The organism is Thalassolituus maritimus, from assembly GCF_900156675.1.
Classification (GTDB): Bacteria; Pseudomonadota; Gammaproteobacteria; order Pseudomonadales; family Oceanobacteraceae; genus Thalassolituus; species Thalassolituus maritimus.
In genome coordinates this window covers 606766-629397 of record NZ_FTOH01000001.1, presented here as the reverse complement: position 1 = coordinate 629397, position 22632 = coordinate 606766, and the positions used below count along the sequence as shown (strand labels likewise).

Here is a 22632-nt window from a genome sequence, read left to right as displayed (position 1 = left end):
GGTCGATTCCTATCACTCTTAGCTGTTCCATAAACCACCTCCCGCGAAGAAACTGAAGTTTCAGTGTAAGGGAGGGGTGTCCATTTCATTAGCTTGTTGGTTACGATACATCACCCTCTCAGGTAGAGATCTGGGCGGAATTCAATAGTAATATCGATGGATCGGATACCTGTTTGAATGGTGCCACCTGGTACTATGGTCTGGATGATCCTGAGGATGACAGGCTATCTCTACTCTCCGTTGCCGTGCATGAGATCATTCATGGCATGGGGTTCTCTTCATGGCTGGCCAACGATGGTGCTTCGTATATATGGAGAGACACTGAAAGCGGCGAGCGGGTAGAGTTATTTGATCCGTTTACCGTAAATATGGTCAACGCTACCACCGGAAAATCGATCACCGAATTTTCGAAGAGTAGTCGCTTACAGTTATTGCGCAGTGGGCAAAACCTCGGCTGGTCGGGCGAGCTGGTGAATAGTAAATCCGCCAACTATTCCGACGGTTTTACTAATGGCCGGGCGAGACTTTATGCCCCCGGAGTCTACAAGCCCTACAACAGCGCTTCACACTTCGACACAAGCTTCGCCCCAGATGAAATAATGGAACCTGCGTATACCAGTTTCATTTCAAGCATCGGATTAGCACGTGAAGCTCTTATCGATATCGGCTGGTCTGCTAATCCAGATAACCCACTGAACTTCCCGCCAGTATTCACAGAAATACCGGCCCAAACAACGGCAGAGGATACTTCGTTCATCGTTCAGCTAAGCGCAAGTGATATCGATGAAGACGAGCTGACCTTCGATGTATCGAGCGCTTCTGATGGCCTGTCAGCAAGTGTCAACGAATCAACCTTAACGGTAAGGCCCGACGAGCATTTCTTTGGTGAAGGCTCTGTCACTGCCTCTGTTTACGATGGTGAAAATACTGTGACCACCAGCTTTAATGTGACAGTAACACCAGTGAATGATGAGCCGGTTATTGCAGAAATTACCGATATCACCTTCCCTGAAGGGGAAACAACAACTTTCACGATCCCAGTCTCTGATGTAGATCACGACCTGGATGAGTTAAACATTTCTGCGACTACAACAAACTCTGAGTTAGGAATGAGCCTGAGCGGTCGTGAAGTTACATTTACTCCGGACGAAAATTACTTCGGAGAGGGTTCTGTAACTGTGACAGTAAGCGACGGAGAGAAACAAAATAGCCAGAGCTTTAGTGTCACGATCACCAACGTTAATGACGAACCAGTGCTTTTGACAGAGCCACACCAAACGTTGACAGAGGATACCCCTCTTACACTGACACTGACTGCAGTGGATTTGGATGGTGACGCTCTGACCTACTCAATACTGGGAACTCGTCAAGGTGTCAGCGCAGCCATCACGGGAGCAGAACTTACAATAACTCCCGATGAAAACTTTAATGGTAGCTCGTCACTGACTGTGATCGTCAGTGATGGCATTGCAGGTCGTGGAACTGCGATCAGTCTGACTGTTACGCCAGAAAATGATGAGCCTGTGCTCGACGATATAGCAAATCGCTCTTTCGAACAGGCATCGGGGGCTACGGTTGCCCTCAGTGGTAGTGACGTCGACGGCGACGCTCTGAGTTTCAGTGCGCAAAGTCTTAACCCGGAAATAGTAACCGCTACAGTCGAAGGCACCACACTGACACTGGCTGCCGCGGATGAATTCAACGGCAGTGCAACAGTATCGGTAAGTGTTACTGATGGTGAGTTGTCTGACACCAAAACCTTTATCGCGACAGTTACCGACGGGACCGAGCCATCTCCCCTCCTCATTCTGGTTGATGATCAGGTCGTAGCATCTGGCTCTGACGTTGCACTGGACTCCCTGGCACCAGTACAGCTCGACGCATCTGGAGGCAATGGTCAGTATAGTTTTGAGGTTTTCTATCAGGGTGACCGCCCTGATCTTCTTGTCGGGGAAGGTAACAGCCGTGAGCTTACACTGCCAACAACCGGTGCATTTGCTGGTGATTACCTCATTACTATCGACGATGGTTTAGCAAGCGTTGACAAGGCAACGGTTACCCTGAGCCGACCTCTACTGCTTACTACTTCAGTTACCCCAGTGATGGCAGGATCAAGTCAGGCCAGACTGATTGCAACAGGCGGCACTGTCGGCTCGGACGTGATCTTATCCATAAACAGTGATGAACTACCGGAAGGCAGCACTGCCCCAGGGTTCGCTGACAGTGAGGGCGGCACGGTCACTACTGCACCTGCAGCGGATAACTCTGCAGCTAATAACCCGGCTTCTGTATTTATAAATGCAATGGGAGCGACGCCTGGCACTTACTCGGTTGAAGCTGCTCTGAGTTCTGCACCAACCGCATCGCTTGACCTGCAAGTCGTTGCGGGAAATCAGGTAATGTTTAATGTCGTAGATAGTACAGATACTGGACTCGAAGCTCTGATTACGGTCGATGACGAGCGCACTAGTGCCTGGGGAATCCAACAAACGATGACGACGGCTAATGATGGCTCAGCAGAGCTGACTCTCCCGGATACCAGCCTCAACCTGATTGTGAGTAAACCGGGATATAAGTCAAAGGTAATCGAATATCAGGGATCTTCTGACGTGACAGTGTCCCTGGAAGTATCGGATGGCTACTACCGGTTGACTGGCCTTGTTACCGCAGAGGGTTTCGATTTCCGCTTTATACGCCCTGAACTCAAACTAACCATGTCGGATGAATCAGTACAATCGATCCGCCCGACAACGGTCGCGGATAATCAGGTACAGTTTGAGTGGATCGATGACGTTCAGGACGTATCTCCACAGACACTGACGGTTACCCACCGAAGTGCAGATGCTGTGGAGTTGGCCTTGCGACCTGACCTCGGAGAGGAGGAGGTTTCCATCTCTCTGATCGGGCCCGATGTGGCCCCTGCACCGGGCAACGCAGACAATGAGTCTGGTCAAACAGATTCAGGCAATAGCGACTCCGGCAGCTCTGGCGGCGGTAACGCAGCTTGGTTGCTTGTAACGGTACTGGCATTGATTGGTCGCCGTCGTCTGAGAACTTCCTGAAAGCGTCTGAGAACAGTGTCTCGGTAACACAGAGACACTAACAACGCTTACATGGATTAACGGAAACGCACTGGTGTGCGTTTCCGTCAGAGCTACTCTGTAATGACAGAATCCTGCAGGTAGCTCCCATGACATATCTCGCCCGCCTATTCGCATCACTGGTGTTGGCAGCCCCATCAATCGCTCTGGCGAACATCGTCATCGTCAATAACGACTCAGCAGGCGAAGGGTTTAACGATGCTACCTCGGTCTCTGCCGTGGGCGGCAACCCGGCAACTACGTTAGGCCAACAGCGCCTCAATGTGTTCCAGCGCGCAGCGGATATTCTGAACAATACCTTTGATGTTGCGGTAACCGTCAGAGTAGGCTCAAGTTTTGATCCGCTCACTTGCTCTTCGGGCTCCGCAGTTTTGGGGCAAGCAGGGCCAGCCGCATTTGACTACAATTTCAACACACGAACCATCACCCCTCATGCGCTCTATAACCAGCAGGTCGGTTCGGACGCCGACACAGGTGAAGTCGAAATAAGCGCTCAATTCAATTCATCCATAGATAACAACGACAACTGTCTGTTCAACACCAACTGGTACTACGGCTACGATGCACCTAGCGGAAACGATAACTCCCTGCTATCAGTAGTCCTTCATGAGATTCTCCATGGCATGGGATTCCTCAGTACTTTGCAGTCTGATGGAAACAGTGGTGGCGGCTGGAGTACTTCTGGTGGCTTCGTTGAAGGTTTCGACCCATATACCTACAAGCTCAAAGATGCATCTACGGGTCAGATGCTGACGGATCAGGCTGCCGGCACACGTTACAACGTGATGCGCAGCGGAACTAACCTGGTATGGAGCGGCACCGAAGCCAATGCGGAGTCGGGTAATTACTCCTCAGGTATCAACTCAGGCGAGGTACAGATGTACGCGCCGGGATCGTATGAACCAGGCTCATCGGTTTCTCACTTCGATACCGCAATGACTCCAAATGAATTGATGGAGCCGCAATATACCGAGTTCCTTGATACCGCTGGGCTCGCAGAGCAACTGCTCGTTGATATCGGCTGGAGCTACAATGCAGCGAATGCTCCGAACAGCCCACCGTCTCTGAGCGTCATAGGTAATCGCTCGCTCAGCGAAGACGGCAGCCTGAATGTCGCTCTTTCTGCGACGGACGCGGATGCTGACTCTCTCACGTACTCTCTGGGTGCCAACAGTGCCGCACTCGGTGCCAGCATCAGTGGTACCACGCTCAGCATCAATCCAATTGCTGATTTCAACGGTTCAGGAACCCTCACAGTTAACGTCACAGATGGCGAGGACACTGACTCAGAAACTATCACGGTGACGGTCACCCCGGTCAACGACACGCCAGTATTGGCCAGTATCGGAAACCAGACGGTTAACGAAGAATCGAGCACTTCTATCACGCTGAGTGCGAGCGACGTCGACGGAAACTCCCTGACCTACCAGCTAGATAGCGCAACAGCGGCACTGGGAGCCTCTCTGAACGGCAACTCTCTCAGTATCAACCCGACGACAGACTTCACAGGCTCCGGCAGCGTAACGGTCAGCGTGTCAGATGGCAGTCTGAGCGACTCTGAAACCTTTACTGTGACGGTCAACAACATCAATGATGCGCCTGTACTGTCGGCGGTATCAGATCTGACAATCCCAGAAGACACTTCAACCACAGTCACGCTGACTGCAACTGACATCGACGGCGACAGCCTGACGTACAGCATTACCAGCTCCTCAGCAGAGCTGAATGCCACTATTTCCGGCAGTACCGTCAGTCTCGCACCTGATTCTAACTACAGTGGTACGGGCAATGTTTCTGTGCAGGTGAGCGACGGCGTACTGACCGATTCAGATACCTTTGCAGTGACAGTATCCGGCACTAACGACGCGCCAGTCCTCGCATCAGTGGGCGCTCAGAGTCTTAATGAAGACGCAACTCTCAGCTTCAGTCTCTCAGCAACAGATGCAGATGGTGACTCCCTGACCTACGCCATTACCAGCGCAGACAGTGATCTGGGCGCCAGCATCTCTGGAAACTCAGTCACCCTGACGCCTGCGGCTGATTACTTCGGCAGTGGCAACCTGACGGTCAGTGTGTCTGATGGCAACCTGACGGATTCAGAAACCATCAGCATTACCGTCAATAACCTCAATGATGCTCCAGCCATTAACAGCATCAGCAATACAACCCTTGCGTGGGACAGCAGCCGGAATATCAGCCTCAGTGGCTCTGACGTGGATGGCGACAGCCTGACCTTCAGTGCCGTATCAGCAGATACTGGCGTCGCGACCGTTGCGGTAAGCGGCTCAACCCTGACAGTCACTGCAGCGACTGCAAACTCCGCGACCACAACGATTACAGTCACAGTGTCTGACGGCACCCTCAGCGCCGATACCAGCTTCTCAGTCGAGCTGACAGACCCATCAGCCGTTCCGCCGATTACAATGACGCTTGGCGGCGTATCAATCAATGACGGAGCAACCTATGAAGCCCCACTCGGAGCGCTGACAGTCACTCCGGCTGGCGGCACCGGAAATTACACGATCGGCGCCTTCTTCAACGGTGAGGATCGTAGTGAGCTGATCAGCAATGGGTCTCTGCTCATGCCGGACTCGGGTGCCTTCGCGGGAGTCTATACACTCGACGTCAATGACAGCAGCGGCAACACAGCGACCTTCTATGTTGAGCGTCCGCTTCGCCTGACCGCTTCCGTCGACCCTCTACTGCAAAGCACAGATTCTGCATCGCTTTATATCGAAGGTGCCAGTGCAGCAGCCACCATCAGCCTATCAGCCACGGGAGGCATCTCATTCACGGACACTACGGGAGCTGCACTGACCTCTATCGATGCACCGGACTCCACCGCAGACTTCAATCGAGCCAGCGTTGGCCTGTCCCTGAGTGCCATCCTCAACGGTACAGTAACCGCAACGGCAAGCAATATTCCAGACAGCGAACTCAACCTCAGTATCGTCGCAAGTCGCACAGTGACTATTACGGTGACGGACGACAGTGGCCGCCCGGTTGCTGGCGCGGACATCACTATCACAGACGAAAGAGTTGAAGGATGGGGCCTTGACGCAGACAGCGAAACAGATGCCAACGGACAAGCAACCATCACACTACCAGCGACTGCGGTAGACATTGAAATAGACGGGGATGAGTTTAGTTCAGAAGAACTGCAGGTGCCGGCCAATACCAACGCGGTTTCTGTGACTCTCGATCCGGCAGCAGTGTCATACACGCTCACCGGTCTGATTCAGGCGCAAGGCTTCAACTTTGACTCAGAACTGCCCGAAGTCCGGATTAATCTCAGCGACGGTAGCCAGTCATTGGCCGACCTGAACGAATTGAGCAATACCCGAGTTGAGTATGAGTGGACATCAACACTGGGTAGCGCACTGCCGGAGAGCATGACTGTTGACCACAGCGCCCTGCCACCGGTCACTGTGAATCTCAACCCAGCCGCGAGCTCTGAAGTTGTCGACATCACCCTGATCACAGAAACGGATGACGACTCAGCAACCGGTGCCGGAGCAGTCGAGCTTTGGGCAACACTGATACTGGTACTGCTGGGCCTTAGACGTCGTTCACTCAGCCCCAGAGCAGCTTAAGGCCCACCAGCAAGGTAATGACCTCATACAGTCGCTTAATCAGCAGATTACCCGACTGTATAGAGGTGTGCGCACCGAGGTATCCGCCGACCAGCGAGCCGGCGATCAACGCAGGAATCCAGTCCCACTTCACTTCAGCGACCGCCCCCATAGTAACGGCTCCCGTGCCATTCCAACCCAGCCCCACTGCGACCAGTGTCTGAGCGACCGCGAGTTTGTACTCGAGACCGAACCAGTACACAAGCCAGAGCGTAACGAACAGGCCGGATCCTGCGGATAAGGCGCCATTAGCAAAGCCGATAATAAACAAACCCAATGCGCCGATAGCCAACCCGGTAACGTCACGATGTTTTTCTGAAGTAGTTAATCCCAGCTCAGGGCGAAACCAGGAATACAAAGAGAGCATCAGCGTCAGGATACCGAGCGCGATTTCCGCATGGCGCCCGTTCACGTCAAGAATAAAGAGCGCGCCCAGAACAACACCCGGTGCACCCGCAAGAAAGATAACCAGCAGAATCAGTTTATCGAGATGCCCTTCTCTCAGGTGCCGCATTGTCGCCCCAAGACCAAGAGCAACTGTCGCGATTTTATGTGTCGCCAGCGCCAGCGAAAAAGGCAGCCCCATGAAAATCAGAATAGGCAGTTGAATCAAGCCGGCTCCGCCACCAGCCAATGCTGAAAACCAGTTGGCAACAACGGCAATAAGAAACAAGACCAAATGTTCTGTATACTCGATCATAGAACTCTCAGTTAAAGGGATATCCCTGCATGACTTACGCTCTCTACTATCACGACTATTGCCCATTCTGTCAGCGCGTTCTTATGGCACTGCCGAGCTTCAGTGTTGAAGTAGAAAAGCGCAACGTTATGCAAAATAGCGCATATCGAAAGCAACAGCAGGAAGCAACCGGTCGTACCACGGTACCGTGCCTGCTGATTGACGATGGTGAAACTCAGGAATGGATGTACGAATCAGGCGATATTATCCGTTATCTGAAGTCGCTCTGATTGTCTCCAGCAGCGAGCCTAACGCCTCAGACGACCCAAGCAGACGCTGAACGGTATCTACAACCGCCTGTGTCTGAGGGTCGACTTCTACATTGATCATATCCCCCACAGCCACCAGGCCAAAGGTGGTTACGTCACGAGTCTCAGGAATCAGATGCACTGCAAAACGGTCGCCAGCCACTTCCGCGATAGTCAGGCTGCAACCGTTAAGTGCGACATAGCCTTTATCTAACAGATAAGGAGCGAGATTGTCTGGTCGCTCCATCCATACCACCAGGTTATTCGCAGTCTCAATAACCTCAACGACCCTGATCTGCTGCATCACGTGACCCGATAGCAGATGACCGCCAATCTCATCACCAAACTTAGCTGCACGCTCAATATTCACGATACTTCCGGCCTCCAGGTCGCCAAGGTTGGTGACCTTCAGAGTTTGGCCAATAGCGTCAAAACTCACACGGCTACCAGTACTACTACCAGCATCACTCCCAGAGCTGGCCGGAATAATTTCCCGTGCCGTCAGGCAGGTACCATTGATAGCAACGGAAGCTCCAACCACAAGCCCATCAGCAAGCTCATCAGAGAAATCAAAAATAAAGGTCGCGAAGTCCTCCTTCGTGAGAACATCAGCAACAGCGAGTCGGGTCTGCACAATTCCAGTGAACATTTCGGGCCTCGGGTCATCACAGTTGTGGCCATTATGCACTATACTCGGGGCTTATTCATAAAAGTCGAACGACCCTCTGGAAGGTGATTTTGGACGTTAAAAAATCAGGGCTGATTCTGTCTGGTGGTGGTGCCCGAGCTGCGTATCAGGTCGGTGTATTAAAAGCTATTCATAAAATTCTCCCCAAAGGCCACTACAATCCGTTCGATGTTATTTCAGGGACGTCTGCAGGTGCGATTAACGGCGTAGCACTTGCCAGTTACGCAGAAAATTACCGGATAGGTATTAAGCACCTCGAACGTATCTGGATGCACTTCACTCCTGAACATATTTACCGCACGGATTTTCTCGGTGTTTCGCATGGCATTTTGAGAATGGCACGCTCAATGGTCATGGGAAAGCGATTTAAAAATGATCCAGTGTCGCTACTCAATAATCAGCCATTGCGGGAATTACTCGGCGAAGCCATTAAATTCGACCAGATTCAGGGCGCTATTGATAACGGCGCACTTCATGCGATCGCGGTTAACTGCTCGGGTCTTGAAACTGGAGAGTCCGTCGCTTTTTTCCAGGGGCACTACAGTATTACAAACTGGAACCGCCACCGCCGCATTGGCAAGCGCACGCGAATAACGCTTGACCACCTGATGGCATCCTCGGCGATTCCCATGATATTTCCTGCGGTTAAATTACACGGCGAATATTTTGCCGATGGCGCAGTTCGCCAGCTTGCGCCGATCAGCCCTGCACTTCACCTGGGTGCAGAGAAAGTTATGGTGATTGGTGTTTCGGGTATCGCCCATAAGCGCAAAGATCACGTGAAACCTCCGGCGGCTTATCCAAGCCCGGCGAAGGTCATGGGTCACATGTTAAATGCCGCCTTCCTCGACAGTATGGAAACCGATGTCGAGCGCCTGCGGCGCATTAACCGGACTCTGACCAGTATTCCTGAAGATGTTCGAAAGGAAGCAGGAATGGAACTCAAACCCATTGAGTTACTGGAAATTAATCCAAGCCGTTCCATTGATCAGATTGCCGGCGAGCATGCTGCTGAAATACCTAAAGCCCTGAAAATGACCTTAGGTGGCAGTGGTAACGCAGGTCAGAACGGTTCAGGTATTCTCAGTTACCTGCTGTTTTCTAAGGGCTTCTGTAAAGCACTGATTGACCTCGGTTATAGCGATGCCATGCAACGCGCCGATGAAATTCGCGGATTTTTCTCAGATCACTTTGAGGAAGAAAAGTAATGAGCACTCCGAAACGGATTGTCGTACTGACTGGCGCGGGCATTTCAGCCGAATCAGGCATTAATACGTTCCGGGACAATGGCGGCCTGTGGGAAAACCAACGCCTCGAAGACGTAGCAACACCAGAGGCCTTCGAGCGTGACCCCGAGCTGGTTCAGCGCTTCTACAACGGCCGCCGTGCACAACTTGCTAAAGTCAAACCCAACCCTGCTCACATTGCTCTCGCTGAATTTGAAAAGGAATTTGCCGGTGACTTTTTACTGGTGACACAGAATGTTGACCATCTGCATCATGAGGCTGGCTCGAAGAACCTCATACATATGCATGGTGAACTGAAAAAATCGCGTTGTCTCACTACCGGAAAAATCCACGGTCAGCAGGCAGATATTGATGCAACCAGCCTATGTGCATGCTGTGGCACAGCCAGCTTAAGACCACATATCGTCTGGTTCGGCGAAATGCCGTTATACATGGATGAAATCTATCAAGCGTTAGAGCAATGCGATCTGTTCATCAGTATCGGTACTTCTGGCAACGTCTACCCAGCAGCCGGATTTGTAGAGGTAGCTAACAGCGTTAATGCCAAAACGGTAGAAATAAACCTGGAGCCTTCACGTGGCGCCGATACGTTTCAGGAAGCTTTACACGGACCGGCCTCAGTTAAGGTCGCCGAGTTTTTATCTACAATCAGCTGAGTTTCTATCTACAATCAGCTGAGCTTCTATCTATAGCCAGCTGAGGCTCCTGCTTACCCACTTCAAAGAATACAGACATAAAAAAACCCGCCGAAGCGGGTTTTTTCAACAGTACTGAAAATCAGTCGTTGTTAGTCGAGCCAATTTTGTGGATCGACAGGTCAGCACCGTTGAACTCTTCTTCTTCGCTCAGGCGAATACCCGATACAGCCTTCACCAGACCGTACACGATAAAACCACCAATCAGAGCGACTGCGATACCAGCAAGGGTACCAATCAGCTGTGACATCAGGCTGACGCCGCCCAGGCCGCCCATGGCTTCTGTACCGAAGATACCGCAGGCAATACCGCCCCACGCACCACACAAGCCGTGCAGAGGCCATACACCCAGTACGTCATCGAATTTAGGGAACTTGTTCTGAGCAAGAGTGAACACCCACACAAACAGTGCACCAGCAACACCACCGACCAGCAGAGCACCGATTGGATGCAGAACGTCTGAACCCGCACACACAGCAACCAGACCTGCCAGAGGGCCGTTGTGGATAAAGCCCGGGTCATTGCGACCAACGATCATTGCAACAACAACACCGCCAACCATCGCCATCAGGCTGTTCACAGCGACCAGACCTGAAATGCCATCCAGCGTTTGCGCTGACATCACGTTAAAGCCGAACCAGCCAACAGTCAGAATCCACGCGCCCATAGCCAACCACGGAATGTTTGATGGTGCGAACGCGGTTACTTTACCGTCACGGTAACGGCCACGACGAGCGCCCAGCAGGAAGACAGCTGCAAAGGCAATCCAGCCACCAACACCGTGCACAACGACTGACCCTGCGAAATCGTGGAAGCCAGCACCGTACGTTTCTTCTAACCATGCTTGCAGGCTGAAACCAAAGACGGCATTCCCGTTCCAGATGATGCCCTCAAAGAATGGATATACAAATGCAACCGTCAGGGCAGAAGCAATCAGAATTGGGTAAAACTTCGCACGCTCAGCAATACCACCAGAAATAATGGCTGGAATTGCCGCCGCAAAGGTCAGCAGGAAGAAGAACTTCACCAGCTCATAACCATTGTTTTCAGTCAGCTCCGCGGCACTGGCGAAGAAGTCCATGCCGTAGGCTACCTGATAACCGATGAAGAAATAGGCAATGGTTGAGATACCGAAATCAGTAATGATTTTTACCAGGGCATTTACCTGGTTCTTATGACGTACTGTACCGACCTCTAGAAATGCGAAGCCCGCGTGCATCGCCAGTACCATGATGGCACCCAGCAGAATAAACATTGTATTCGCGCTGTACATAAGAGTTTCGACAGCGGAGTTGATACCTGTGATATCCACGAGTTGTCCTCTGATAGTTCGTTAAATGTGTATTTGGCGCGGCGCACTCTAGCGGTGCCCTTTGCGCAACATCAGGGCAAACGCCCATTAGAATCCTTCGATAGGGGAACGTTTAAGCAGAAGGCGTGCCACTTTGTCCACTTTGCGACAATCGAGCAATAGAAAACGCACAACTATAGAGCTGGCGTGCGCTAGCGTGATGCAGGAATTCGTACGCGAAAAGAATGATCAACCAAACCCACCCCAATATGGCACCAACATCTAACACAGAAAATGTGATTGCACTTTAATAGTGCATTCAATCTGCAGGCCACATCCCATCCATCATCATTGGATAGGCCACGGGCTTAAAATCAGTAAACTCGATGTCTCTGACCACCTCAAAATCACTCCAGAGCATCCGTGCCCCCTTCAACCACTGGGTCGAAGCAACGCGTTTATGAATCATCTGAAGTTCTTCAGTCGTAGCTGGCCGCGCCGGGCCAGCTTTGCCGTAGAGGCGAACACCGGGTTCCGAGGCAAAACGTCCTGTTAGCAGCGACTTAAGCCAGAACCAGCGCCCCACATTTACTGCCGACACGCAGACGCTTGGGTTCGAGTCTATGTTCTCACCCAATGACACTGCGTAGTGATCGAAGAAGAACCCTGTCTGATTATCACGGAGGAATACCGTGCCGACAGGGGTAATATGCGGAGTACCGTCAGGACAGACCGTCGCAATGGAGCAATGCACTGCTGAGGCCTGCGACTGCTCTAACGTCCGTTTGATTTGTGGCCAATTCGATTTTAACGACATGCTTTAACCCTCCCTGGTTAAGCCAAACTTAAAGTTTAATCGCGGTACGAGATTTCAAAACATACATGAATATTCTGGCGACGTTCGAAGTCTTTAGGGATCGACTTGCCCGTCACATCACGGATGCTGAACTCCGACAGGGATTCACGATCGAGGCTGAACTTACGCAGGTTGTTAGAGAAGATCAGTGTACCGCCCGGTGCCAGCCGGTCCATCGCCATGCGGATCAGGTCAACGTGGTCACGCTGAATATCGAGTACGCCTTCCATACGCTTCGAGTTTGAAAAAGTCGGCGGGTCCATAAAGATAAGATCGTACTCGCCGGTGTCGTCTTTCAGCCACTGCAGGCAGTCGGCCTGAATAAAGCTGTGCTCGTCCGGGTTCAGATCATTCGCACGGAAGTTATCCCGGCCCCAGTTCAGGTAGGTCCGCGACATGTCCACACTGGTCGTCTTAGCACCGGCTGCCGCGGCATGCAGCGACGCTGTCGCCGTATAGCAGAACAGGTTAAGGAAACGCTTACCGCTCGCCTGTTTCGCGATATACAGACGCGTCGGCCGGTGATCAAGGAACAAGCCTGTATCGAGATAATCGCGAAGATTCACCAGCACGCTCACCTGTCCTTCGCGGACGGTCAAGGTGCGCTTTTCATCGCTCTGCTTCTCGTACTGACGTTTACCACTCTGACGTTCACGGCGCTTAAGTACAATCTGCTCCGCAGGCACGCCAGTGACTTCAGGTAAAGCTGCCAGAACATCCAGCAGACGCTTTTCGGCGACCTGAGGGTCAATCGACTTAGGCGGTACGTATTCCTGAACGTGGAGCCAGTCTTCGTAGCGGTCGACAGCCACCGCGTATTCCGGAATATCCGCATCATAAATACGATAACAATGAACGTTCTCACGGTTTGCCCACTTACCGAGGTTCTTCATGTTCTTTTTCAGGCGATTGGCAAACGCTTCTACCGGGCCACGTATCGCACTCGGCTGTGGTCGTGATGAGCGTTCATCGGCAGCCCCGAAAACCAGCAGCTTGGTCTCGATCTTACCGTTCATAAACTTGTACTGTTTATCGAGAGGGCGACGGATAGCGCGGGCCAGGTCCGTATTGCCGGTAAAGATAGCAACACGCCACTCAGGCAATTTCATGGTGGCATCATGCAATTGCTGATACAAAGGCGCTAGCTGAGGTAATTCGCTCAGGCGCTCACCATAAGGCGGGTTAGAAATCACCATACCGCCCTGCTGTATCACCTCTTTCTGCACGCGCAGATCGTTAATATCGCGGCGCTCCAGATGCACCTTGCCAGCCAGCCCTGAACGCTCCAGGTTCTTGTTGGCCGCATTCAGCTGCTCAGAATCAATATCAAAGCCATACAGGCGGTTCTTCATAGCATTGATGCCATCGGTACGACGCTGGCGTGCTTCATCAACCAGCTTCATCCAGAGCTTACGCTCATGGCTCTTCCAGCGATCAAACCCCCAACCCTGTCGGTTAAGCCCTGGCGCAACATCCGCGGCCATGAGCCCGGCTTCAATCAGCAAGGTGCCGGAGCCACACATAGGATCAACGAGGGTCTTGCCCTCTTTTGCCAACTCAGGCCAACCCGCACGGATCAGCAGGGCTGCGGCCAGGTTTTCTTTTAGCGGTGCTTTACCCGGCTGTAAGCGATAGCCACGGCGATGCAGGCTGTCCCCGGAGACATTCAGAAACAGCGACAGACGTCCTTTGCGTAACTGGGCTTCGATACGGATATCGCCCGACTTATCGACCGATGGACGCACGCCCGTTTGCTCACGGAAGACATCGACCACCGCATCTTTTATGCGCTGCGCGCCGAACTGAGTGTTGTTGATAAAACGACTGCTGCCGTGAAAGTCGATACGGAACGTGGCTTCAACAGGAAATAAAGAGGGCCAGTCGACCGTCTTCGCCATTTTGAACATTTCATCGGCGCTTTCTACCTGACATTCCAGTAATGGAAGCAGCAATCGGCTGGCGAGACGTGACCATAAACACACCCGGTACGCCGCTTCGAGATCACCATGCCAATAGACGCCTATGTGGCTTTCTTTATCAACACTTCCGCCTAAGTGTCTGATTTCATCGGCCAGCAGTGCCTCGGTGCCTTTTGCACAAACAGCCAGCCAATTGGTATTTGGATCGTTATATTCTACGTCACTCATACATTCATACACTCAGGGTAATAGCGAAAAGGCGCTAAAACCTTATCACTTAGAAGAAATAATTCATTAACATTCACCGTGTTGTCACGGTACAACTGTACGTGGTCCGCCGATTTTTCTGTGGCTAACCGATGTTTTAATAACAGCGAGGAAGCAACTCTATGAAAAGACAGAAACGCGACATGCAGGAAAGAGCCTTTGCACGTGGCTACCGGGCAGGCGTAGAACGCCGCTCCAAAGATCTGGCCCCAGCAGGCCCAACACACGACGACTGGATGGCTGGTTGGCGATCCGGACGCGAAGACAACTGGGATGGTTATACCGGCGTTTCTGGTATTCATCGAATGGCGGTGTAATTACCCGCCACTGAAGAATTTTACTCCACTCCTGACGAGTTTCGTCAGACTCACGCCTCCCCCACCCGGGGAGCTTAGCCCGGCTTTGCCGGGCTTTTTATCTGCTGTTATTTAATCAGGCTTTACTGAGAGAGCGTACACACTCACCGATCAGTTCTGGACCACGATAAATAAAGCCAGAGTAAACCTGCACCAGAGACGCGCCCGCACGTACTTTATCAACCGCGTCTTCACCTTCAAGAATACCGCCAACGCCGATAACCGGCAGACGATCACCTAACACACCACACAGTCGCTCAATGGTCATGGTTGAAAGATCAGTCACCGGCGCGCCGGATAAACCACCAGCCTCTGAGCCATGTTTAGAGCCTTCAACGCCTTCACGAGACAAGGTGGTGTTGGTCGCAATGACGCCGTCGATTTCACAATCGAGAAGCGTCTGCGCCACAGTATCAATTTCTGCGTCTTCCATATCGGGCGCAATCTTCACGAAGATTGGTTTGTAGCCATGCTCCTTTGCCAGTTCGGCCTGACGCGCTTTCAACGGCATCAGCAGGTCACGTAGTGCATCGCCGTACTGCAAGGTACGCAGCCCTGGTGTATTTGGTGAAGAGATATTGACCGTGATATAGGTGGCGTACTGATAGACCTTCTCAAGGCAGATCAGGTAGTCAGATGTCGCTTCTTCAACAGCGGTATCAAAGTTCTTGCCGATGTTGATGCCCAGCACACCTTTAAACTTCGCTTTCTTTACTTGCTCAACGAGGTGATCAACACCTTTATTGTTGAAGCCCATGCGGTTGATGATGGCGCGCTCTTCCGGCAAACGGAACAGACGCGGCTTTGGGTTACCAGGCTGTGGACGCGGTGTGATAGTACCGATCTCAATGAAACCAAAACCCAGGCGCGCAAAAGCATCAATGTAATCGCCATTTTTATCCAGCCCCGCCGCCAGTCCGACCGGATTCGGAAAGGTAATTCCAGCAACGATTACTGGCTGATCTTGCACCTTCTTAGCCAGTAAGCCCAGTACACCAAGCTTCTCAGCCCTGCCCAGCATTTTCAGCCCCAGATCATGGGATGTTTCTCCATCCATCATAAACAGGAACTGTCGGGCAAGGCTGTACCAACTCATAGCTATCTCTCAATACATCAGGGTGATAATAGATTTGCGCGCATTATAGGGACTAATGCGGCCGCTGTAGATCCCTCTCGGCTAAAAAGTCAGCCGACGCGCTCAATTCCCTCGAATTTGCCTTGCTGGTTGAACAGAATCGCAAAGCGTCCGCGCACACCATCACGGGTAACAACGCGCTGCAGCACACCTGCCGGAAAGCGTACTTTCCTACCGTCAGTTGAATACGCCAGTACCGTCCGGGCATCGCCCTGATAGTAGCGGAGATACTCATCGCTGCTGATATTCAGGTCGACAATGATTCGTTGCATCATGGTGCGACTCCCTGCCGATCACCCGCAACGGCGCGTTGTTCACGCTTCACATCCTGCCGGATACGCCATTTTTCCAGCCACTCCCGAACGCCTTTTATCCAGGAAATACGGCTTTCGGTCATAAGTTCAGGGTGACGCTGAGTCAGAATAACCTCGGGCTGAAGATAATCCGGTAGCACCGCAAGACCGTGCTGGTTAAAAAGCACAGGCGCCAGTTCGCCATAACGCTGCCAGGGCAGCAGCATTGGATTACACACAGGCCCGGTATTCAGTACTTTCTCGAGCAGGCCGAGTGTACGCATCATCGAGCAGTTAACACTCTCATTCCAGGCCGGATCAATGTACTCACGCCAGTCGAATTTTGCCGCAACGACCCACTTTTCATCCTCACAAGTAACATAAGGTGGAAGTGCCCGCTCTGACAGTGGGTCCGGGTACTCCGACAGAATACGATTCCAGAACCTGAGGCCGTTAAAATTAGCGACCAGATCAGCAAACGAATACACCCCTGTGGTTTCAGCACCAAAATAGACTGACTCAGTCCACTCCCCAAATAGGAAAGCCTGCTTCAGCGGCAGAGTCATCCTCTCCGTTTCGCGAAAGTAGCTGTAACCTTCGGTGAAGAAGTGCCCGAACTTATCCGTACCGACAAAGTGCTCGCCGACACGAACGACGGACGCCACCCGCTCAGACAGAACGAGGGTCGGAGAATGCGGCCAGGTGAAGTCGCGATAGATAGAATCCGGAAGAGTCATGCGAATACGATCGAGAGCAGGATGCTGCTCAGCAAACGATTCGACCTGACCCACAATTGGCCGGGCCAATAACACACGGAAAGAGTCGTAGAGGCGGTCCACATCACAACGCGACTGCTTGGGAACACGCTGAACTTTACGAGGCTTGAGGTGTGGGGCATTGCGGTTAGCTCGTACCAGAGCACGGTCAATCCGCTGCGCCACTTCAGCATTGAGAAGCGAACGGCTATCGGCCATGTCCACGTCAGGCAACTGGCTGAAATGATCAACCTCTGCGGCCTTCGCAACAACAGGAAGAAGTATCGACAGCAGAAACGGAAGAACTAGTAATCTGATCAAAACCTGAATACACGCCAGTGAAAACCGCAGTTTGCACCGGCGCAGGCATCAGATCAAATCTCAGGCGTGGCGGCTCGCTTGCGCAAGGTCCAGAAGCTCTCTCAGAGCGACCGCTATCATCGGGAAGCTGGTCTGCTCGATACTCTTGAGGTCTTCAAGCATACGTCCCCAGCGCTCAACCAGGATGTCCTGTTCTTTCTCCCAGTGCTCAATCGCCAGTTCGAGATCCGTTTCGTCAGAATGTCCTTTAAGGATACCGACAGTTAAGGACCGCTGCTGCCAATCAAGGTCATCACGGAAACTTTCACGTGCCATCGCTTCCCAATGGTTACTCGTGGGCAGATCATTAATCTGACGCAAGAACCAGTTAAGCGACAGGTGATCACCAACACCGAAATAGGCCTGAGTAACACGTTCAACCGGACAGTCAGATTGAGCCGCCGCTTCGATAATACCCAGCGAAGAATAAAGTTCTCCGGCACCGGCAGTAAATGCCGCTAGCGTCTCAGGTACGCCCTGCTCACGGCGTTTATCGAAGTCCTGCTGCCAGCGCTTAAGCGCATCGCCTTTCAGGGTCGAGTTGAGGTTGTGAGCGATGTGTCGAACCGCTGTACCAAAACGTTCGACTTCGCTGGCGATATCGACCGCAACACGACGATTACGCAGGAACCAACGAGTAGCACGTCGCACCAGGCGCATCAGCTCTGCCATCATATTTTCCTGTACCGCCGTAGGAACTTGGTAGTCCAGCGCGCTGATCTCCCGCCAGTGTTCATGCAACGAGAAAGTATCTCGTGCTGTTACGTAGGCCCGTGCGATATCAACAATCGAGGCTCCAGTAGAATCGCCCAGGCGGTTCACAAAGGTGATACCCATATGGTTAATCATGTCATTCGCTAACTGAGTCGCGATGATCTCTTTACGCAGGCGGTGATTGTTAATAGCTTCAGAGAATTTCTTATTCAATGCATCTGGGAACGCTGTCGACAGAATCTTCGAAATGTATTCATCTGAGGTAATCTTCGACGCATTTAAACGCTCTTTCATATCCGCTTTGGTGTATGAAATCAGTACAGCAAGCTCGGGTTTCGTCAGCCCCGTATTATCGTTGCGTCGATCCTGTAACTCTTCTTCATCTGGTAGGAATTCGAGTGCGCGATTTAGCTTGCCCTGCTGCTCGTAGTCTTTCATCAGACGAATATATTCATCGAGGCGTTCGCGGCAGTCACGATATGCAAGCGCTATCGCCTGTGTCTGATGGTAGTTATTGTTCAGTACCAGATCAGCAACAGGATCAGTCTGTTCGAGGAAAACCTGATTCCGCTGTTTGCGGGTGAGATCACCATTATCCATGATCTCATTCAGCATGATCTTAATATTTACTTCATGGTCAGAGCAGTCAACACCACCGGCATTATCGATAAAGTCGGTGTAAGACGCGCCCCCATTCAGTCCAAACTCGATACGACCGAGCTGAGTCACACCGAGGTTGCCCCCTTCGCCTATAACCTTGGCACGGACGTCCCGGCCGTTAATTCTGAGTGCATCATTGGCTTTATCACCGACGTCAGAGTCCAGCTCGGACGACGCTTTGATATAGGTTCCAATACCACCGTTCCAGATCAGGTCGACTTCAGCTTTCAGCGCCGCTTTAATTAACTCATTCGGGGCAAGCTTACTCTCTTTAATACCGAAACGTTTTTTCATTTCAGGCGTAATATCGATACTCTTTGCCGAACGTAAGAATATACCGCCACCCTTGGATATCAGAGACTTATCATAGTCCTCCCAGCTGGATCGCGGCAGCTCAAACAGTCTTTTTCGTTCTTTGAAGCTAGAGGCTGAATCTGGCTCAGGGTCGATAAAAATATGCATGTGGTTAAATGCAGCAACCAGCTGAATGTGCTCAGACAACAACATGCCATTACCGAACACATCACCGGCCATGTCGCCGATGCCCACGACAGTAAAGTCATCCGTCTGAACATTCACACCGCGTTCACGGAAGTGACGTTGCACGGATACCCAGGCACCGCGTGCTGTGATGCCCATTTTCTTATGGTCGTAACCCACCGAGCCACCGGAAGCAAAACCATCTCCCATCCAGAAGCCACGATTGACCGCAATTTCATTGGCAATATCTGAGAAGGTTGCTGTGCCTTTATCTGCTGCAACAACAAGATACGGGTCAGGCTCGTCGTGTCGAACCACCGACTCAGGAGGAACGATCTCACCTTCAATCAGGTTATCGGTGACATCCAGAAGTGCACTGATGAAGGTCTGATAACAAGCCACACCTTCAGCAATAAAGGCATCACGTCCACCTTCGGTTGGTGGGCATTTCGACACAAAGCCACCCTTAGCACCGACAGGCACAATCACCGCATTTTTCACCTGCTGTGCTTTTACCAGACCGAGCACTTCGGTACGGAAGTCATCGACGCGGTCAGACCAGCGTAAACCGCCACGGGCGACCTTCCCGCCCCGTAGGTGCACACCTTCGATACGGGGAGAATAAACAAATATTTCAAACATCGGGCGCGGCAGAGGAATGTCGGTGATCTCTGACGGCTTGATTTTGAATGAAAGGTAACTCTTTGTTTTACCATCCGCATCCGGCTGGAAGTAGTTGGTACGCAGCGTTGCTTTGATCAACTCAATATAGCGACGGATGGCTCGGTCTTCGTTAAGTTGATCTACATCGTCGAGCGCTTCATGAATCTTATTTTCGACCTCAGCGACTGCCTGGTCACGATCCTCAGCAGACTGCTCACCAAGACCAAAACGCACATGAAACAGATTAACGATCTGGGCACTGATCGGAATATAACGGCTCAATGTGTCGGCGATGTAATTCTCAGAAATACCGAAGCGGATCTGCTTCATATAGCGTGCGTAGGCTCTGAGCAGCGCAATATCTTTCCAGCCAAGCTTGGCACCCAGCACCAGCCGGTTAAACGAATCGTTTTCAGCCCGGCCATCCCAGATAGCACGGAAGGCATCCTGAAATACCTGCTTTACCTCAGCAATATTAATGCTGTCAGACAGAGTATATTTCAGTGAGAAATTATGAATCCAGACACGACGACTGTCACTGCAGACAATTTCATAAGGGTGCTCGCCCATCACCCGCAAGCCGAAGTTTTCGAGCACTGGAATAATGTCAGACAGTGGTAGAATGGTGTCCGGGTTAAACAGCTTGAACCTGAGTTGGTTCTGATCGCCTTCGAGCTCCCGATAAAAAGACATACCAAGCTCACCGTTCGCAGCCGATTTTAGTGTATCCATATGCTGGATGTCGGCGACGGCAGTACGAGCAGAAAAGTCTTCACGGTAACCTGCAGGGAACGCAGAGCGGTATTCATGATAAAGAACGTTGCCACGCTCTTCACCCACCTGCTCCACCAGCGCAGCATGTAAATCATCAGTCCAGGAGCGAACCACCTGACGAATTTTGTTGGCGACAATATTTTCGTCGTAACTCAGCTCTTTCTCTGGATTCAGGCGAACGATAAAATGGGTCCGGGCCAGAACCGATTCAGAAAAATAAGTATTGAATTCTATATCGAGTGGGCTGAATTCCTGAGTCAGAATATCTTCCATCTTCTGACGTAGCTCTGTGTTGTACACATCACGCGGCGTGTATGCGATACACGATAGGAATTTACTGTAGGTGTCCTTTCGCAGATACACTCTTGTCTGGCGTCGTTCCTGAATATTCAGGACACTATTGGCTGTCTTATAGAGCTGGTCAACATCGGACTGGAACAGTTCGTCGCGTGGGTACACTTCAAGGATACGATCCAGCTCTTTCGCGCTATGGCTCGAACGCTCAAAACCGGACTTCTCACGAATCGCTGTCAGTTTACGGCGGATAATCGGAATATTGTTCGGGGTTTCGATATAAACAATCGAAGTAAACAGGCCCATGAAGCGCATACCACCGACGACGTTTCCATGTTTATCGAATCGCTTTACAACGACATAATCTGGATAGGCAGGACGATGTATACGGCTGCGGTTACCGGACTTCATAAAGTTGATCAATGAAGGACCGGTAATAAACTCGCGAATTTCAGGTTCAAGCTCCTTCAGCTGAACCCGTGACCGCGTGGTGTCTATGTTGCGGAAAATCCCAAGATCATGCGTTGGATCTCGATCTACGACCTTACCCGATTTCGCGTCACTGACAGTGAACTCATCGTACGCCAGAAAAGTGAAGTGGTTAGAGGCCATCCAGTCGACGAACTCAGCTGCTTCACTGCAGGCTTCTTTGTCATTGACTGTGCAGGCGTCACGCAGCTCCTGAGCTGTATTCTTCGCCTTCTCCAGCATTTCAGGAAAGTCGCGGACACAGCGCTGAACCTCACTCAGCACCTCCTCTATTTCCTGTGCCAGATCGGCCATCAACTGCTCGTCAGAATGATGATCTACCTCAATGTAGATAATGGCCTCTGGCGTCTTCCCTTTTCCCGGCTTGTGCCACTGACCGGTCGACTTGAAGTGACCTTTATCGTCGCGCCCAGCGTGCAATACGCAGTAATGAATGGCGTGCAACGACATCTGACGAGCATTAAGCTGCATTCGCACGGAATCAACCAGAAACGGCATGTCGTCGAAGACGATTTCAATCACAGTGTGCAGCGACTGCCATCCATGATTTTCATGGTCGGGGTTAAATACGCGTACCTTTGGCTCGCCTGCTGATCTATTCTGGATAAACTGCCAGCACGACAACGTTGCCCCGTACAGATCCTCTACTGAGCGACTCAGAACTTCATCCGAGGGCGCACCCGAGTAGTACAGGTCTGCGAATCGCGTTAACTGAGACGCAAGAGAAGAGTCATTCCGTTCGTTGATCAGAGCGTGTAAAGGTGTAAGCATTGCAGTCACTCGCCACAGGGTTCCAGTAATAGTTATGTCTAAAGCTTAGACCATCTGCCAGCTTTGCCACTTGAGCGTACGCAAGGAATGTTTACGCTACTTTACGGACATGCAGATAACTTTATTAACAAGGCGTGATCAGAGCGTTGACCGCCACTGCGGAATCTCTAAAATCCTTGTCACTCTGTAAAACAGAGGCCAACAC

The 22632-nt window shown here is 51.7% G+C and carries 15 protein-coding genes; 6 read left to right on the top strand and 9 right to left on the bottom strand.

The window, feature by feature from the left end:
• The first annotated feature begins 173 nt into the window (after positions 1-173).
• Both BW941_RS02855 and BW941_RS02850 read left to right on the top strand, forming a co-directional pair.
• Complete coding sequence (locus BW941_RS02855; RefSeq protein WP_076514160.1) at positions 174-3062, top strand: tandem-95 repeat protein; 2889 nt, start codon at positions 174-176, stop codon at positions 3060-3062.
• Between the two features lie 128 nt (positions 3063-3190).
• Positions 3191-6694 carry a tandem-95 repeat protein gene (locus tag BW941_RS02850; RefSeq protein ID WP_076514159.1) on the top strand — a complete coding sequence of 1168 codons (3504 nt, stop codon included), beginning with the start codon at positions 3191-3193 and terminating at the stop codon, positions 6692-6694.
• On the opposite strand, the gene BW941_RS02845 is transcribed toward BW941_RS02850, so the two are convergent.
• Positions 6675-7433: a sulfite exporter TauE/SafE family protein gene (locus BW941_RS02845; RefSeq protein WP_076514158.1), complete on the bottom strand. Its 759-nt coding sequence runs from the start codon at positions 7431-7433 to the stop codon at positions 6675-6677. The genes BW941_RS02850 and BW941_RS02845 overlap by 20 nt on opposite strands.
• A 29-nt stretch (positions 7434-7462) precedes the next feature.
• Between BW941_RS02845 and BW941_RS02840 the strand changes: the two genes are divergently transcribed.
• Positions 7463-7702, top strand: a complete 240-nt coding sequence (locus BW941_RS02840; protein WP_076514157.1) for a glutaredoxin family protein — start codon at positions 7463-7465, stop codon at positions 7700-7702.
• On the opposite strand, the gene BW941_RS02835 is transcribed toward BW941_RS02840, so the two are convergent.
• Entirely contained in the window at positions 7677-8369 is a 693-nt protein-coding gene (locus tag BW941_RS02835) for a riboflavin synthase subunit alpha (RefSeq protein ID WP_076514156.1), read from the bottom strand. The two genes, BW941_RS02840 and BW941_RS02835, sit on opposite strands and share 26 nt — an antisense overlap.
• Positions 8370-8458: 89 nt before the next feature.
• Between BW941_RS02835 and BW941_RS02830 the strand changes: the two genes are divergently transcribed.
• A complete protein-coding gene (locus BW941_RS02830) occupies positions 8459-9616 on the top strand; it encodes a patatin-like phospholipase family protein (protein WP_076514155.1) in 1158 nt (385 codons plus the stop codon).
• On the top strand, positions 9616-10311 hold the full coding sequence (gene cobB, locus BW941_RS02825; protein ID WP_076514154.1) for a Sir2 family NAD+-dependent deacetylase: 696 nt from the start codon (positions 9616-9618) through the stop codon (positions 10309-10311). Before BW941_RS02830 ends, cobB begins: the two co-directional genes overlap by 1 nt.
• Positions 10312-10432: 121 nt before the next feature.
• Here cobB and BW941_RS02820 read toward each other — a convergent pair whose 3' ends face one another.
• The 3 genes from BW941_RS02820 to rlmKL all read right to left on the bottom strand — a co-directional run bounded on the left by BW941_RS02820 (position 10433) and on the right by rlmKL (position 14644).
• The gene (locus BW941_RS02820; protein ID WP_217693559.1) at positions 10433-11656 is read right to left on the bottom strand and encodes an ammonium transporter; all 1224 of its coding nucleotides are present in this window, start codon (positions 11654-11656) and stop codon (positions 10433-10435) included.
• 304 nt (positions 11657-11960) lie between these two features.
• Positions 11961-12458, bottom strand: a complete 498-nt coding sequence (locus tag BW941_RS02815; RefSeq protein ID WP_076514152.1) for a pyridoxamine 5'-phosphate oxidase family protein — start codon at positions 12456-12458, stop codon at positions 11961-11963.
• A gap of 35 nt (positions 12459-12493) precedes the next feature.
• On the bottom strand, positions 12494-14644 hold the full coding sequence (gene rlmKL, locus BW941_RS02810; RefSeq protein ID WP_076514151.1) for a bifunctional 23S rRNA (guanine(2069)-N(7))-methyltransferase RlmK/23S rRNA (guanine(2445)-N(2))-methyltransferase RlmL: 2151 nt from the start codon (positions 14642-14644) through the stop codon (positions 12494-12496).
• A gap of 161 nt (positions 14645-14805) precedes the next feature.
• Between rlmKL and rmf the strand changes: the two genes are divergently transcribed.
• The gene (rmf, locus tag BW941_RS02805; RefSeq protein ID WP_068437823.1) at positions 14806-15000 is read left to right on the top strand and encodes a ribosome modulation factor; all 195 of its coding nucleotides are present in this window, start codon (positions 14806-14808) and stop codon (positions 14998-15000) included.
• A 115-nt stretch (positions 15001-15115) separates the two neighbouring features.
• On the opposite strand, the gene BW941_RS02800 is transcribed toward rmf, so the two are convergent.
• From BW941_RS02800 to BW941_RS02785, 4 genes are all read right to left on the bottom strand, one after another.
• A complete protein-coding gene (locus BW941_RS02800; RefSeq protein ID WP_076514150.1) occupies positions 15116-16135 on the bottom strand; it encodes a quinone-dependent dihydroorotate dehydrogenase in 1020 nt (339 codons plus the stop codon).
• 89 nt (positions 16136-16224) lie between these two features.
• Positions 16225-16449 carry a DUF2835 domain-containing protein gene (locus tag BW941_RS02795; protein ID WP_245820026.1) on the bottom strand — a complete coding sequence of 75 codons (225 nt, stop codon included), beginning with the start codon at positions 16447-16449 and terminating at the stop codon, positions 16225-16227.
• Positions 16446-17543: a hypothetical protein gene (locus BW941_RS02790; RefSeq protein ID WP_076514149.1), complete on the bottom strand. Its 1098-nt coding sequence runs from the start codon at positions 17541-17543 to the stop codon at positions 16446-16448. Before BW941_RS02790 ends, BW941_RS02795 begins: the two co-directional genes overlap by 4 nt.
• Before the next feature lie 60 nt (positions 17544-17603).
• Positions 17604-22427 (bottom strand): NAD-glutamate dehydrogenase, encoded by a 4824-nt coding sequence (locus BW941_RS02785; protein WP_076514148.1) that lies wholly within the window; start codon positions 22425-22427, stop codon positions 17604-17606.
• Between the last annotated feature and the right edge of the window lie 205 nt (positions 22428-22632).